Annotated in this window: 15 protein-coding genes; 8 read left to right on the forward strand and 7 right to left on the reverse strand. The window is 62.4% G+C overall.

All coding sequences use genetic code 11. The annotated features are described in order from the left end of the window. The first annotated feature begins 71 nt into the window (after positions 1-71). Positions 72-1,343, forward strand: coding sequence for a hypothetical protein (locus tag CIT37_RS31675; RefSeq protein WP_038949592.1), 1,272 nt, complete (start codon positions 72-74; stop codon positions 1,341-1,343). A gap of 11 nt (positions 1,344-1,354) precedes the next feature. Here CIT37_RS31675 and CIT37_RS31680 read toward each other — a convergent pair whose 3' ends face one another. Next, positions 1,355-1,981: a transglutaminase-like cysteine peptidase gene (locus CIT37_RS31680; protein WP_038949591.1), complete on the reverse strand. Its 627-nt coding sequence runs from the start codon at positions 1,979-1,981 to the stop codon at positions 1,355-1,357. Between the two features lie 193 nt (positions 1,982-2,174). On the opposite strand from CIT37_RS31680, the gene CIT37_RS31685 reads away from it, so the two are divergent. Next, positions 2,175-2,912, forward strand: a complete 738-nt coding sequence (locus tag CIT37_RS31685) for a metallophosphoesterase family protein (RefSeq protein WP_095424377.1) — start codon at positions 2,175-2,177, stop codon at positions 2,910-2,912. 62 nt (positions 2,913-2,974) lie between these two features. Continuing rightward, a complete protein-coding gene (locus CIT37_RS31690; RefSeq protein WP_038949587.1) occupies positions 2,975-3,637 on the forward strand; it encodes a hypothetical protein in 663 nt (220 codons plus the stop codon). Positions 3,638-3,640: 3 nt separating this feature from the next. Here CIT37_RS31690 and CIT37_RS31695 read toward each other — a convergent pair whose 3' ends face one another. Beyond that, positions 3,641-4,087, reverse strand: a complete 447-nt coding sequence (locus tag CIT37_RS31695) for a hypothetical protein (protein WP_244429162.1) — start codon at positions 4,085-4,087, stop codon at positions 3,641-3,643. Positions 4,088-4,492: 405 nt separating this feature from the next. Between CIT37_RS31695 and CIT37_RS31700 the strand changes: the two genes are divergently transcribed. Further along, positions 4,493-4,819, forward strand: coding sequence for an Ig-like domain-containing protein (locus CIT37_RS31700; protein WP_244625840.1), 327 nt, complete (start codon positions 4,493-4,495; stop codon positions 4,817-4,819). A gap of 342 nt (positions 4,820-5,161) precedes the next feature. Here the strand turns inward: CIT37_RS31700 and CIT37_RS31705 are convergent, their stop codons facing one another. Further along, a complete protein-coding gene (locus tag CIT37_RS31705) occupies positions 5,162-5,407 on the reverse strand; it encodes a hypothetical protein (RefSeq protein WP_028142317.1) in 246 nt (81 codons plus the stop codon). 186 nt (positions 5,408-5,593) lie between these two features. Between CIT37_RS31705 and CIT37_RS31710 the strand changes: the two genes are divergently transcribed. Continuing rightward, positions 5,594-6,793 (forward strand): hypothetical protein, encoded by a 1,200-nt coding sequence (locus CIT37_RS31710; protein WP_028142316.1) that lies wholly within the window; start codon positions 5,594-5,596, stop codon positions 6,791-6,793. 11 nt (positions 6,794-6,804) lie between these two features. On the opposite strand, the gene CIT37_RS31715 is transcribed toward CIT37_RS31710, so the two are convergent. The 3 genes from CIT37_RS31715 to CIT37_RS31725 form a co-directional block, all read right to left on the reverse strand. Next, positions 6,805-7,041 carry a hypothetical protein gene (locus CIT37_RS31715; RefSeq protein WP_240536527.1) on the reverse strand — a complete coding sequence of 79 codons (237 nt, stop codon included), beginning with the start codon at positions 7,039-7,041 and terminating at the stop codon, positions 6,805-6,807. A 189-nt stretch (positions 7,042-7,230) separates the two neighbouring features. Beyond that, positions 7,231-7,647, reverse strand: coding sequence for a hypothetical protein (locus tag CIT37_RS31720; RefSeq protein WP_028142314.1), 417 nt, complete (start codon positions 7,645-7,647; stop codon positions 7,231-7,233). Positions 7,648-7,689: 42 nt separating this feature from the next. Further along, complete coding sequence (locus tag CIT37_RS31725) at positions 7,690-7,980, reverse strand: hypothetical protein (protein WP_028142313.1); 291 nt, start codon at positions 7,978-7,980, stop codon at positions 7,690-7,692. A 972-nt stretch (positions 7,981-8,952) separates the two neighbouring features. Between CIT37_RS31725 and CIT37_RS31730 the strand changes: the two genes are divergently transcribed. The 3 genes from CIT37_RS31730 (at position 8,953) to CIT37_RS31740 (ending at position 11,918) form a co-directional block, all read left to right on the forward strand. After that, positions 8,953-9,126 carry a hypothetical protein gene (locus CIT37_RS31730; RefSeq protein WP_162832246.1) on the forward strand — a complete coding sequence of 58 codons (174 nt, stop codon included), beginning with the start codon at positions 8,953-8,955 and terminating at the stop codon, positions 9,124-9,126. A 701-nt stretch (positions 9,127-9,827) separates the two neighbouring features. Further along, positions 9,828-11,414: an EAL domain-containing protein gene (locus CIT37_RS31735; RefSeq protein WP_095424378.1), complete on the forward strand. Its 1,587-nt coding sequence runs from the start codon at positions 9,828-9,830 to the stop codon at positions 11,412-11,414. A 138-nt stretch (positions 11,415-11,552) separates the two neighbouring features. Next, on the forward strand, positions 11,553-11,918 hold the full coding sequence (locus CIT37_RS31740) for a VanZ family protein (RefSeq protein ID WP_018317055.1): 366 nt from the start codon (positions 11,553-11,555) through the stop codon (positions 11,916-11,918). Positions 11,919-12,062: 144 nt separating this feature from the next. Here CIT37_RS31740 and CIT37_RS31745 read toward each other — a convergent pair whose 3' ends face one another. After that, on the reverse strand, positions 12,063-12,509 hold the full coding sequence (locus CIT37_RS31745; protein WP_095424379.1) for a CHRD domain-containing protein: 447 nt from the start codon (positions 12,507-12,509) through the stop codon (positions 12,063-12,065). Between the last annotated feature and the right edge of the window lie 86 nt (positions 12,510-12,595).

Genomic DNA, 12,595 nt, shown 5'->3' on the forward strand with positions numbered 1-12,595 from the left:
CTCTGTTTGAAAACCACCCGCTCGCTTGTATGGTGACCTGACCGTTTCAGGATTCCCTTCGAGCGCGCCGTTTGTCCCTCGCTTATTTTGCCCTCATCGTTTCCATCGTCTCCGCTTCCGCTCTCGAAATCGCCGGCGCCAAGTTCGGTGCGTATCTCGGGACGATGGCCGCCGCGCTAAGCTTGTTGGCGGCCACCACGAGCGCGCGAAAAGCCGATTACGACCACTATGTCCGCGCGACCTCCTGGGGCCGCTGGATCCCGATCGCCATTCCGCTGTCCATCGCGGCCCAACTCGCCCCTCTTCCACTGAGCTTTGCCCATCCGATCTGGGCCAGCACGCACGATGCCGTAGGTGGCCTGCCGTTCGGACCGATCACGGCCGATATCGGCCTGACCGTCAGCGCGCTGCTGCTGGCGCTTGCGGCGATCTCGTTGCTCGGCGTCACCATCCTGGTGGTCCGCAACCGCAGCCGTGCCGAGCTGGTTCTCTTTGTGCTGAGCGGCGTAACCGCGGTCTCCGCCTTGATGTTGGACCTGCATCGGCTGTCGCCGGCGCTTGCGGCGACCGTTCCCGCTGATCTCACGGCAACCATGGCCGGCCTCGGTCTCATGCTCAATCTGGCGGTGATGCAGCTCGCTGCCGAACGGGCCGAGACGCATCACTCGGTCCTTCGCTCGGTGGCGATCGGCCTTTGCGGGCTTATGGGCACACTGGCAAGCGCGCTTGCGGTGTTCGGCCTGTCGGGCACGAACAGCGCGATCGCAGCAAGCTTTGGCATTGTGCTGATCCTGCTGATCCTCGTCATTCGCAGGCTCGATCTATCACCGCTCGCAGCGGGCGCCTTGTCGGCCGCCGCCTTGATCGGGGCTGCGATCGTCCTGTCATTCCTGTTCGAAAAGGGCTCCGGACCGGTCCTCTTGCGGCTCGTCCCGGATGTGGGGGCTGAAACGCGGGCCGCGCTGGAGCGGATGTTGACCGACACGCGCTGGTTCGGCGCGGGCGCCGGGACCTTTGCTGCGGTGGGCCGGATCTACCAGAGCGATGTCGGAGCCGCTTTGACCGCGCCGTCGACAGCCACGGCGGTCTTTGCTGGCACGGGATGGATCGGCCTGGCGGCCGCTCTGGCGGTGAGCTCGATCGCGCTGTTGCGCCTGTTCTTCGGCGCCTTGCAGCGCGGACGCGACTCGTTCTTCCCTGCGGCCGCCGCAGCCTGTGTTTTGTTTGCGCTGGTTCAGAGCTTCGCAGGGCCCGGATTGCTGCGGCCCGCAGCAATCCTGTGCCTTGCAGTGATCGTGGGACTGGGGCTGTCGCAGAGCGTCAGCCAATCCGGATCACGATAGAGCGCGGGTGATCAGACCGCGCGATCGCCGAGTGAGGCCCAATAGTTCGGGTTCTTGGGCGACTGAATGCGGACCCAGCGATAGGGCTTCTTCGACCACGGCAGAATGTGGCCGGAGAGATTGTCCAGCACGAGATCGCCGGCGAAGGTGCGAACCACGACCACGAGATGATGCTCGCCCCAGGTGGTCACGACCTCGCTGAGCAGCACCGAGCGCGCCGGAAAGCCCTTGGCGATCAGTTCGTGGCGTTTTGTCACAGCGTAATCGTTGCAGTCGCCGCTGGTCGGATGCAGCAGCCACTTCTCGCCGCGCAGCCCTTCCAGATTGGCCTCGGGACGGATGGCGGTATTGACCTTCTGGTTGACCTCTTGCATCTGCGCCAGCCGCTCCGCCGTAAGCTTCAGGCGCCCGCCCCTGAACACGATGTGCTGCGGCCGCGGCTTGCACTCGTCCTTGTACTTCAGGCAAAACAGCGTGAACGCCATTGGCGCCAGCGTCGGCTGGTCGAACTTGATGTACTGGATGGCCCCGCGCAGCCCCAAAGGCGCACCGACGAATGCGGCTTCAGCGCGCTGCTGCACCCCCGCAGCAACGACGATGGCGGCCACGGCCGCCAGGAACTTTACAACTTTGCGCATGTCGCGCTCCCCGTTCTTGTTGGGGAGACGCTACGCGGGACGTCTTGAAATACGGCTCAAAAGCCGCGCGATCCTTTAATCAAAATGCGGGCGCCTTGGTCGGAAACAATTAAGAATACCGATGTGTGACTTGTTCTGCTAAGAGCCATCGCGACGTTCCGCTCGTGACGCTGGAAGCGATTCGACCGACCTGATGGGCCTTTCCTCACGCTTTCGAAAGAAGACCAAGCCTCGGCTTCCCGACGGCGTTCGCGTCTATGCCATCGGCGACGTGCACGGCCGCGCCGATCTGCTTCAATCGCTGTTAACCGTCATCGACGTCGATCTGGCCCGCTCGGCCCCCGAACGGGCCATCCAGGTCTTTCTCGGCGACTACGTCGACCGCGGCCCGGACTCGCGCGCCGTTCTTGATCTGTTGATCGAACGCTCGAAAACACACGAGACGGTTTGCCTCAAGGGCAACCACGAAATCTTCCTGCTCGAGGTCCTCAAGGATCCGGCCCGCCTGCAGGAGTGGCGCCACTATGGCGGCCTGCTGACGCTGGTCTCCTACGGCATCACGCCGACCATGAATCCGTCCGCGGAGCAGCAGGTCGAGCTGATCGAAGGACTGAGGCGCGCACTACCGCCCGAGCACCTGGCGTTCCTGCAGCAATTGCCTTCGTCCTTTACCTGCGGCGACTTCTTCTTCGTCCATGCCGGCGTCAAGCCTGGCGTGCCGCTCGAACGCCAGAAGGATGAAGATATGCTCTGGATCCGCGAGGAATTCCTGGCGTCCGAGGAGCGCTTCGGCAAATATATCGTCCACGGTCACACGCCGGTCAGCGTGCCCGATATTCGCCCGAACCGCATCAACATCGACACCGGCGCCTATGCGACCGGAAACTTGACGCTGCTGACGATCCAAGGTGATAGTCTGCTCGCAATTTAAGAGCCCTGCTCTCGTTTCAATCCCGTGCTCGCTTCGCCCTCACAGGCCTCGTCGATTTCATCATGAACCGCATGTTCCTGCTTCGCGTCATCGGCATCTGCACCGCGATCGTGCTGGCGCTTCATGCCGGCATGGAATTCTACGGCGATCTCGTCCGACCGAACTTTCGCGCGAGTGATTTGTTCTCGGGCGAGATTCCGCCCGAGAAGGCCAAGCTGGCCGCCGGCGGTGTCTTGGCATCGGTTTCGCTGGATGGGGACCTGCTCGCGAACTACGCGGCGGCACTGGCCGCTGACGTTCTGCACCGTCCTTCAACCGATGCGGCCGGGCGGGCCAGCGAGAACAAGGCCGCCCAAGGCGCCGTCGTCGCTGCCTTGAAAGTATCACCAATCAGGCCCGCGCTCTGGCTCACGCTCGGCACGCTGCAGGCGCAGGCTGGCGAAGCGGCGACGCCGGCTGTGAAGATGTCCTACTTGACCGGATCGGTGCCGATCGACGTCGCCTTCGCTCGCGTCCGGACCGTGACCTCGGGCGCGGCTGCAACGGACGAGGAGATCAAGCTGCTGGCGCAATCCGACATCCGCGCGGCGCTAGCCAATCGCTCGCGTTACGAGCCGCTGCTGATCGCGGCCTATGTGCAGGCAACTCCGCAAGGCAAGGCGCTGCTGCTCGACACCACGAAAGTGACCGATCCCAAGTTCAACGAGATCTTGCGGCGGTACTGAATTTCAGCGCACCGATTTCGGGTTGACCGGCACGAAGTCCTGATCGCGGCGCGGTTGGTCGGATCGCCCCTGATAGACGAACATGCCCTTCTTGGTCGTGACGATATCGCCTCGCTGCAGGCTATCGTCGCGGAGAAGGCGTTCGGTCGCGACAAGGTCCGGATCTTCCGGAATCGGCTTGTAGAGTTCGGGATGCTCCCGCCGCTCGCGCGAAGCTTCCTTGGCTCGGCGCCGTGCGTCCTCGATCCGCTGCCGCCATTCGTCGCGCGTCACTTCCGGCTCGCTTGGTGGAAGATAGTCGTTGATGGATGGCTCCGGCTCAGTCTGAGCACGACATGAGAGCGGGTAGGCAGAGAGGGCGAATCCGACAGCGGCGGCCACGGCCGCCTGAACCGGCGCGCGCCCGGATATCCAGCGATCCGATGTGGACTTGCCGCGAATGTATCGCACTCCGATGACTCCCAAACGGGCCGAGCAGCATCCAGCGGCCCCCTCAACTTCAGCTCATGCGGCTGCCAATTGCAAGATTTTAGGAACGCTGCGCCGTCCCATCAAAAGTCGAAAACAACCCCATGCACAGTAGCCGGCGCCAACCATTTCAATCAGTTACGCCTTTCCCGAAATCCGATTTGATCCGTCGGGCAAAACAGAGGTAGGATGGCAGGATCTGGAGAGAGCCGACCGGATGATCGCGCTTTCCGAGATCCACGTGTGATGAGCGGCTCAAAGGCAAACAGCTGCGTTCCAAGACCACGTTAAATCGTCGCCGTTAGATTTCGGCATAAGCTGGCGGAGTTGCCGAGAATGCGTACAGGACCGGTATTGCTGTCAGGTGTTGTCCTCGCGGCGTCCGCCATGTCTGGCCTCGCGGCGCAGGCGAGCCCCATCTGCATCAAGGAACGGACGCCGTTCGCGTTGTCGCACGATACGGTGAAATGGACGATGTCGATCGCGCCTGGCGCGGAGTGCATCCAGGGCCTGCGCTGGTCGTACATGCAGATCTTCAAGGTATCGGTCGTGAGCGGGCCATCACGGGGACAATTGGCGGTGGTTGGGTCCGGCTTCCGCTATTCGGCAGAAGCCGGGGCGCCCGGCAGCGACAAGTTCACGCTGCTGATCTCGGGCAAGAACCGTCAGGTTGCGGGGACATCGACACTGGAGGTCGAGGTCAATCCGCAATAGCCGGCCCTGCGTCTTGGCGGTGTTCAGCGCGACTAACGGCGGCTAGAGCCACTGCCCCGGGTTCTATTCCCGTGATAGGGTCGGGCGTATCCGCCGCCCCTCGTCACGGGGGGCTCGATCCGGCTCGGGATGTTACGCGTCGCGTTGGGCGGCGCGGGCTGCGACGGATTGACAATGGTCACGTTGCGGTTGGGCGTCGAAGGATCGTTGACGCCCTGGGCCCAGGCAGCGGCGGGCACAAGCAACGCAATGGCGATCAGAACTGGTCGTTTCATACGATATCTCCCGAGCATGAACGTCAGGGAGGCGATCACCGTTCCTTCACGGTTCGTTGGGTGAACCTTAGCGGGGGACGGCAACCAGCTTGCCGTCCCGCCAGACACCCTGGGCCGACTTTCCAGCAGGCAGCCTGCCTGAAAGGTTCCGAACGGCGGTCGGCCGCGAGGCAGCCTGATTGGTCTGCGCCTTTTTCGTGGGGGTCGTGATGATGCTCGAGCTCGTGGTGTTGGCCTGATCCTTGGTCCCTTGCGCAACGGCAGGCGAAACCACGAAGGTCAAAACCGTGAGGACTGCTAGAACGCCGCGCATGGTCGAGCACCAGAAAGAGAAGAGCTTGGCGAAATGTCACAGGTTCTCGCCCAAAAGCAAGCACCTTCGAACACCGCGCGAGGCCTTTGCGGACCCGCCAATCGAAGCCAAACCGGCTCAACTCGAGACGTTTGAAGCGGAAAGACCTAGCGAAATAGCCCTATCCGGGCTACTTGATCGGCCTTGATGACCGACTCCGGTGAAACTGCAGCCAACGCTCCCTCGGCGCAACAGATCAAAGCCGGGTTTATCCGTCTCCTGTCGAGCCGCATCCGCGCCGTATCCGACGATCCCCGGCAGATGCGGGAGATTGTCTATGAGCTGGCGCGCGTCAAGCTTATGGAGCAATTTACGCATGCCGACGCGCGGGAATCGCGCGAGTTTCAGCAAGTCCTCGAACGTGCCATCAAGGAGGTCGAGCGTTCCTTCGAGCGTAGCGCCGCGTCTGAGCCGCAAAAAATTGCGGCAACCGCAGCTCCGGTTCCCCCGTCCGTCCAGACCCCCGCTCCCCCGCCTATTCCGATATCGTCACCCGTTTCCGCTTCGCCGCCTGCTGCGAAGGACGCGGAAGCCGCGCGCCGTCCCGTGGCTTCGCAGCCCAAGCGGAGCGGCGCCTTCACTTTCCTGGTTCGACTGGCCGGCATTCTCCTGCTCATGGCCGGCGCCAGCAGCGCGGTGATCTATTGGCCGCGTTTGAGGACGCAAGTGGCCGCACTGTCACAGTTGGTGCTGCCATCCGAGCGCGCGCCGGGCAGCCCCGAGCCCCGGCCGGCCCCCGTCCCGACCCCGTCGGAGAGCGCGAGTGTCGAACGATCGCCCGACAGCGCAAAGGAGCCGGCGCCACCTGCACACCCCTCCATGCCTTTGCCGACGACCTTCGGCGTCTACGCGCTGAACGAGGGGCAACTCCAGGAACTGAAGCCGGTCCCCGGGAAGATTCCAGACCGCCGCGTTGCGATCTCGGCGGCCATCAACACGCCGAGTGCAACGACCCTGACAAGCGGAGATGTCAACTTCATCGTGTTCAGGCCGGACGGAAGCATTGAGGCAAGCGTGACCGAGGTTCGAGTCGTCGCGAAGGTGTCCCGGTCAATGGGCGTCGATGCCTCCGGCAAGGCCGCCATAGTCAGCGCGGGCGATTCCTGGGTCATTCGCAGCATGTCCTACCCCTACAAAGTGGGGCCGGTCGAGGATCAGCAGAGGATGCTGTTGCTGCAACCGGAGCAGGACGGCTTCACGCTTTCGCCGGGCCGCTACATCGTCGTCGTCAAAGGCATCGGCTACGATTTCACCGTGGCCGGGACGATCACCGATCCCAACCAATGCGTCGAACGCATCAACGCGGCGAACGGCGCGTTCTATTCTCCCTGCCCGCCGCCGCGTTAGATCGACGGCCGCTACTTACTAGGCTTGCCGTCCTTGGCCGCCTCCGCCGGCACGTCGTCGACCTTACCGTTGTTCGCGACGCATTTTTGGAAATATGCGCGCTGATCCTTGGCCGTTCCCTTGGCACTCCCGGCCGCCGGGTTGCCGATTTGCCTGGGCGGAAAGGCCTTGGCCACCGCCGCTTCGCATGCGCGCGCCACTTCGGCAGTGATGGCCGACGCCGTCGCCGGCGCAGCCAACGTCAACACGCATGCCAATCCAACCAACCTTCGCATATTCCTGACCGGCACCTTGCTGCTCCCTCGAAGCGTGAATGCTTGCCGGGACCATAGCAAAAAGGATCGACGCGCCAAACGGCAAAGCGGCGCCGAATTGTCACGCGGTCTGCCCTGGGCGTCTCGAAGGATGGCCGAGCGCGCGCAGCAAGAACTCCAATACTAGCTGTTGAGCTGCGGCGGCTTGAAATTCGGAAAACGCGTGAGCATTGCGGTCTTGACGAACTTCAAATGAGCAATGGTGCTTGCCAGCTCCTTGAGCCGCCGCTGGCCATTGGAGATGTCCGCCGCGAAGAGATCCTGGTGATGATTGTCGAGCGCCTCCCGCTCGAGGTACTCGTCGGTGCCGTTTCCAAAGGTGACGGATGCTCGCGCCAGCGCGTCATCGACACGTCGACTAAGGCCGACCTGCTCCCTCTCCGCATCTCGTAGCGCGGTGTCGATGGCGACCATAACGGCGTCGACCCTCGCGCGGTCTGTCTCCGCATCACGCTCGGCGGAGCGGGCTTTGAAGCCCTTGTCCTCACGGCGGGAGCCGAGGAGGTTGTGCGCGCGTGCTCTCAGGAACAGCTGAAACATGTGGGCCATCCCCATTTTCGAGATCTAAGCCGCTACCATCGGTCAGGCATAGTTAACAAAGCCTAAATCCTGCGTCCGCCCCGCCTGGCTTTGTGCGATCCAGGCCCGCCAGGCTCCTTCGTGCTTGGAATAGAGCTCGAGCCACCGAACGTCGTCAACCGCGGCCGCTCCCGTGCCTGCGCGGGCTTCGGCCACGATTTGCACCGTTTCCTTCGGTGCAAGATCCAGCGCCTCGAATTCCGCCGTCTCCTCCAGCGACAGGCCTATCAGAACACGATGCCCTTGCGCGTCAACAAAATATCTGCGCGGCGCGTTCTGCCGTTGATCAATCATTTGAATGACCCTCGCTCATGATCCAAGGACCTGGAAGATCTCTCAGATGCCGGCCATAGCTACAAACAAACGCAATCAAAATAAGAGCGCAAGTCGTCGCGCCCAGCAACGCAATCAGCCACGTCATCTACGCCTACCCGCGCGCCCTCCGGAAATAGAGGACTCGAATTCGCAATGAACTGATCCGTCTTAGGTTGCCTTTCCTGGGCCCTCAAGGACGGCGACAGATTAACCTAACCGCACATGGTTATTTCGACTTCGCCACGACCATGGGGCAATACGCGCGCAGTCCCGCGGTTACGATGGCCGCTGGGTACGACCGGCTTCCATCGAGGCGGGGGTATAGGGTGCGTAAAGACGATATCGTGCCGATCGCTTCCGCGAACGCCACGCCCGTACGCCATAGCCGCAGCCAAAGCCCGCGGCGAAAATCGAAATCAAAACCAAGGCAGCTAACATTGGAATGTTCCCACGTTTGCCGGAACGTTCCTCCCGCGCTCATTTTCATCTTTTCGTTGTGTCGACTTCAAGATCGTCACCGCTGAAACTTTTGTCAGACGAAGATGAAGTTTGTGCAACGTGATGCTTGAAGATTGGTCGGCACGCGAGGGCACAGAGCGCGGAGAAGAGGCTCAGTTCTTTTTACCAGAACTCGACAGGCCGACACCATGAACCCTCGTTCATTTGGCGCTTCAAACGTTGGACCGGCGCGGCTGAAAGCGACCGTCGGAAGGCGCGCATCGGATTCGCCAGCGAAACACCGTGGTTATACGGAGCGTCGCGCGTCGATTTCATCGCGGTAAGGTTGAGCAGTTAGCTTAATCCGCGTTGTTTGTTGCGAAGTCTCACCGATCGCATATCCATCTTCGCACCGGGCTCCCCCAAGCCCGGCCCCACCCAAGCAAAGCCGTCGAGCGAACATGGGTCGCTTGGCGGCTTTGTCGTTGTGTCGACAAGAGGATGATTTCGGTTATGGCGCGCAAGCCCTGGTCGTTCAAAGAAGACCGCCGGCTCATGGAGCTGGCCAAGTCTTCGGCTTCGCTGGAAGAGGCGGCGAAGGTTCTCGGACGCTCGCCTGATGCGATCAAGCGCATGGCATTGCGGCTTGGTCTTTCGCTGAAGCCTAAGACCGGGAAGAAGGGCTAGTCTTGGAAACAGTTCGTCGAGGACCCGTCCAGCTTTTCACAATGCAGGACGGAACCAAAGCAATCACTGGGTGTTATCCAGACTTCGCAGTGAGGTCTGGCAGTGGTCCATTTTGCCATTTCCGCAATGTTGATTTGGCTGGCGATTAACATCGCTTTTGTGGTGCTTCGGCTGCGGGTCGCCAGTGATCCCGCCGCGCCCCACACCGACAGGTCAGGCAGAGCTTATCCAGAGGCCGTCTCCGCCCGCCCCCGATGAGCGCGACCAAGCGTCCTGCCTTCAGTCCGCCCGGCCTATTCAGACCTAGTTGCGCGTCTTCTTCTGGGAACCCATCCCGGGGCTGGTGCCGTAGTTGGGTGTCCCCGTCCCCTTGAAAGCACCACCCATGCTGTCCGAACCGGAATTCGTCGCCGTGCCGCTGCGGGTAGTGGGCTGATTGCCCGATGGCTGGTCTTTGGTTCCCTGCGCCCAAGCCACGGAGATTCCGACGACCAACGACAGGAGGAGGCTTAACGTCCTGATCATACTGCTCAACTTTCAATGCTCGGGCCGCGCGACCATCAGTCAGGCAACCACTCGGTAGCCCTTCCGGACCGGTCCGCCCGTTAAACCCTATCTTAGCCCCCGCTGGCTAGAATCAATTCCCAAAATCAATTCCCAAGATCAGTCACGAAGCCTCTCCTGATTTCCGCCTGGACCGGATGAGATTACAGCGGCCGAACCTCTCGTTTGCGGCGCTCGTTATTGCGAGCACGATGGCGTTCGGGCTGGCGGGCCATTTTGCGGCAGACGGCGTCATTCGCCACCAGCAGGCGCACCAACTGAACGAGCTGACCGAGGTCGTTCTGCGCCGCTCCGAGTTTGCGGTCGATTTCGCCGCGGCCAGCCTCGACGAACTCGCCAACCGTGATCTTGCCAGCTGCGCGCCGGCAGCGCTGCAAGCCATCCGGCTCCACGTTTACCAGCGCTCGGCGATCAAGGACGTCCGTCTCGTCAACCCGGACGGATCGGTGATCTGCTCGGCCTATTCCGAGACGCTGGAGTTCGACAAGGGATGGGCGGATCGCCGCGACATGCTGCCCTCGCACGACAAGACGCTCTCGCTGTTCCGCGTGGAGCAGTTCGGCGGCGACGCATTGGGCGTGCTCAGGGACGTCAATCGCAGCTCCGCGCTGGTCGCCATCGTCGGCATCAACGCCGGCCTGTTCGATCTCATGCCCGCCGAGCTGCGCGCACACAGCGAGGTGATCCTCGCCTTGAGCAATGGCGAGAAGCTCGGCGAATTCCGGCTCGACGCCGACAGGCCCCTGTCAGAGCCGATCAGCTTCGACAGGCATTCCACGCGCTTCCCGCTTCACGCCACGATCCGGCTCGAGCACGCCGTGCTTTCGAGCTGGAACAGCGAGGCCTATTGGCCGGCGCTCGCGGTGGCCCTTGGGCTTGGCGCACTGTTCGGCATCCTGCTGGCACGCAGCCGCCGGATGGAAGGACCGGTCGCCGATCTCGATCGCGGCCTCGCGGCCGGCGAATTCAAACCATACTACCAACCCATCTTCGACCTCAGGACGGGCCGGATCACGGGCTGCGAGATTCTGGCGCGCTGGGTTCGTCGGGACGGCTCGGTGGTGCCGCCGATGAACTTCATTCCGCTGGCCGAATCCAGCGGGCGCATCCAGGTGATGACCTGGCAGATCCTGAAATCGGCACTCGCCGACCTGCAGGGCGTGCTGAAGGCGGACAAGACCTTCGAGATGTCCGTGAATGTCGTGCCCAAGCACCTGCTGAGTGCCGGCTTCGTCGAGACGCTGCGTCGCACGGTCCTGGCGGCGAGAATCTCCGCACGCCAGATCGTGGTTGAAGTCACCGAACGCGACGAGCTCGACGATCTCGCGCACGCCGCGACCGTCGTGGCCGAATTGCGCGACCACGGCTTCCGCGTCGCAATCGACGACGTCGGCGTGGGTCACAGCGGTCTGTCGCGGCTGAAGGGGCTCGGCGCCAACACGATCAAGATCGACAAGTTCTTCGTCGACACCATCACCGTGGATGCATCGACCACGACGATCGTCGAGATGTTGGTCGCGCTGGCCAAGGACTTCCGCATGACGGTCGTAGCAGAAGGAATCGAGACCGAGGAGCAGCGCCGCGCCCTGATCGCCTCCGGCGTCGAGGAAGGACAGGGCTATCTCGTCGCCGCACCGCTGCCCTATGCGAAATTCAGCGAGTTGGTCGATTCACGCCGCCACTCCGCATCCGCAGCGCCGGCCGGCGGCGTCCTGGTGGCCTGACCATCTTCGCTGCACGGCCTCCCGGCCGGCGATGGCGGCCAGGTTTTGGGCAGTCCTTGCCCCGGAAGAACGACGAGGCGCTTTAACGATATTCTCGTCTTTCGAAGCGGAATGGCCCTCGAGCCGCTATGGTGGGCCATGCGTCGAAATCACCTCATCGCAGCCGCGGGAATCTGCCTTGCCCTCATCGCCTATGCCACCCTGGCAAGGCTGGCGGGGCGGCCGGCGCTGATGGGGCATCACGAGGCCTACTGGATCGTCGTCATCGAGCGCTTCAGCGCCTATGGCCTGTTGGGCTTCCTGCTGGCCTTCCTGTTGCCCGGCCGGCTCGCTTTGGCCTGCTCGCTCGTCATCGCAGTCGCAATGGGACTGGAAGTCCTGCAAACGCTGACCCCCGATCGTGATCCGGGTTTCCTGGACGTGCTGCAGAAGGCGGCAGGAGGCACCGTCGGCGTCATCCTCGCCCAGACGATCCTGGCCTTCTTACCTCGGCCGCCAGCCTGAGGCCCACGGCGCTGACAAATTCGTCAGCGCCAAAGCATGATCCGGAAAAGTGCGCAGCGGTTTTCCGAAAGATCATGCGTAAGCAACAACCTAAAGCGTGATGACGATCCATCCTAATCGCATCGCGCTTTAGGGCGACATCCCCTACTTCATCATCTGCCCGCGCAATTCGCCGCCTGGGTTCGCGGCCGTATGAATGTTCGCGTACCATTTGCCGGCCAACAGGTCCGCCGCCTGGGCATCCGTGAGCGTGGCGCTGCCCTGGATAGGACTCTGGACCGTCTTGAAGGGCAAAGCGATGCCGGCGTTCTTGCCCGCATCACCGGGGCCATGAAAATGGGCGCCCATCGCCGGACCAGTCAGATTGGCAAACGTAATCGTATAGGTCAGAACTTTGGTCTGGGTGTCGAACGCGGCCTCGGCCTTGCCCGAACCGGACGAGCCGTTCGGAGGCACTTCATTGCTGCCCTTGAGGTCGGCCTGCAGCTTGACGACCTCCGCACGTGACGGCGCGGTTGTGACGATCAGCAGCCCACCGAGCATCACCGTTCCCAACAGCGTCACGCCGACCCAATACTTGGCTTTCCTCATGGCATTCTCCTACAGGCTCTACGGCCCGATGCGGTTGAAACCCCGGCCCCGGCTTGAAATTCCGGAGACGAGTCTATGCCTGATTC

Source organism: Bradyrhizobium ottawaense, assembly GCF_002278135.3.
Lineage (GTDB): Bacteria > Pseudomonadota > Alphaproteobacteria > Rhizobiales > Xanthobacteraceae > Bradyrhizobium > Bradyrhizobium ottawaense.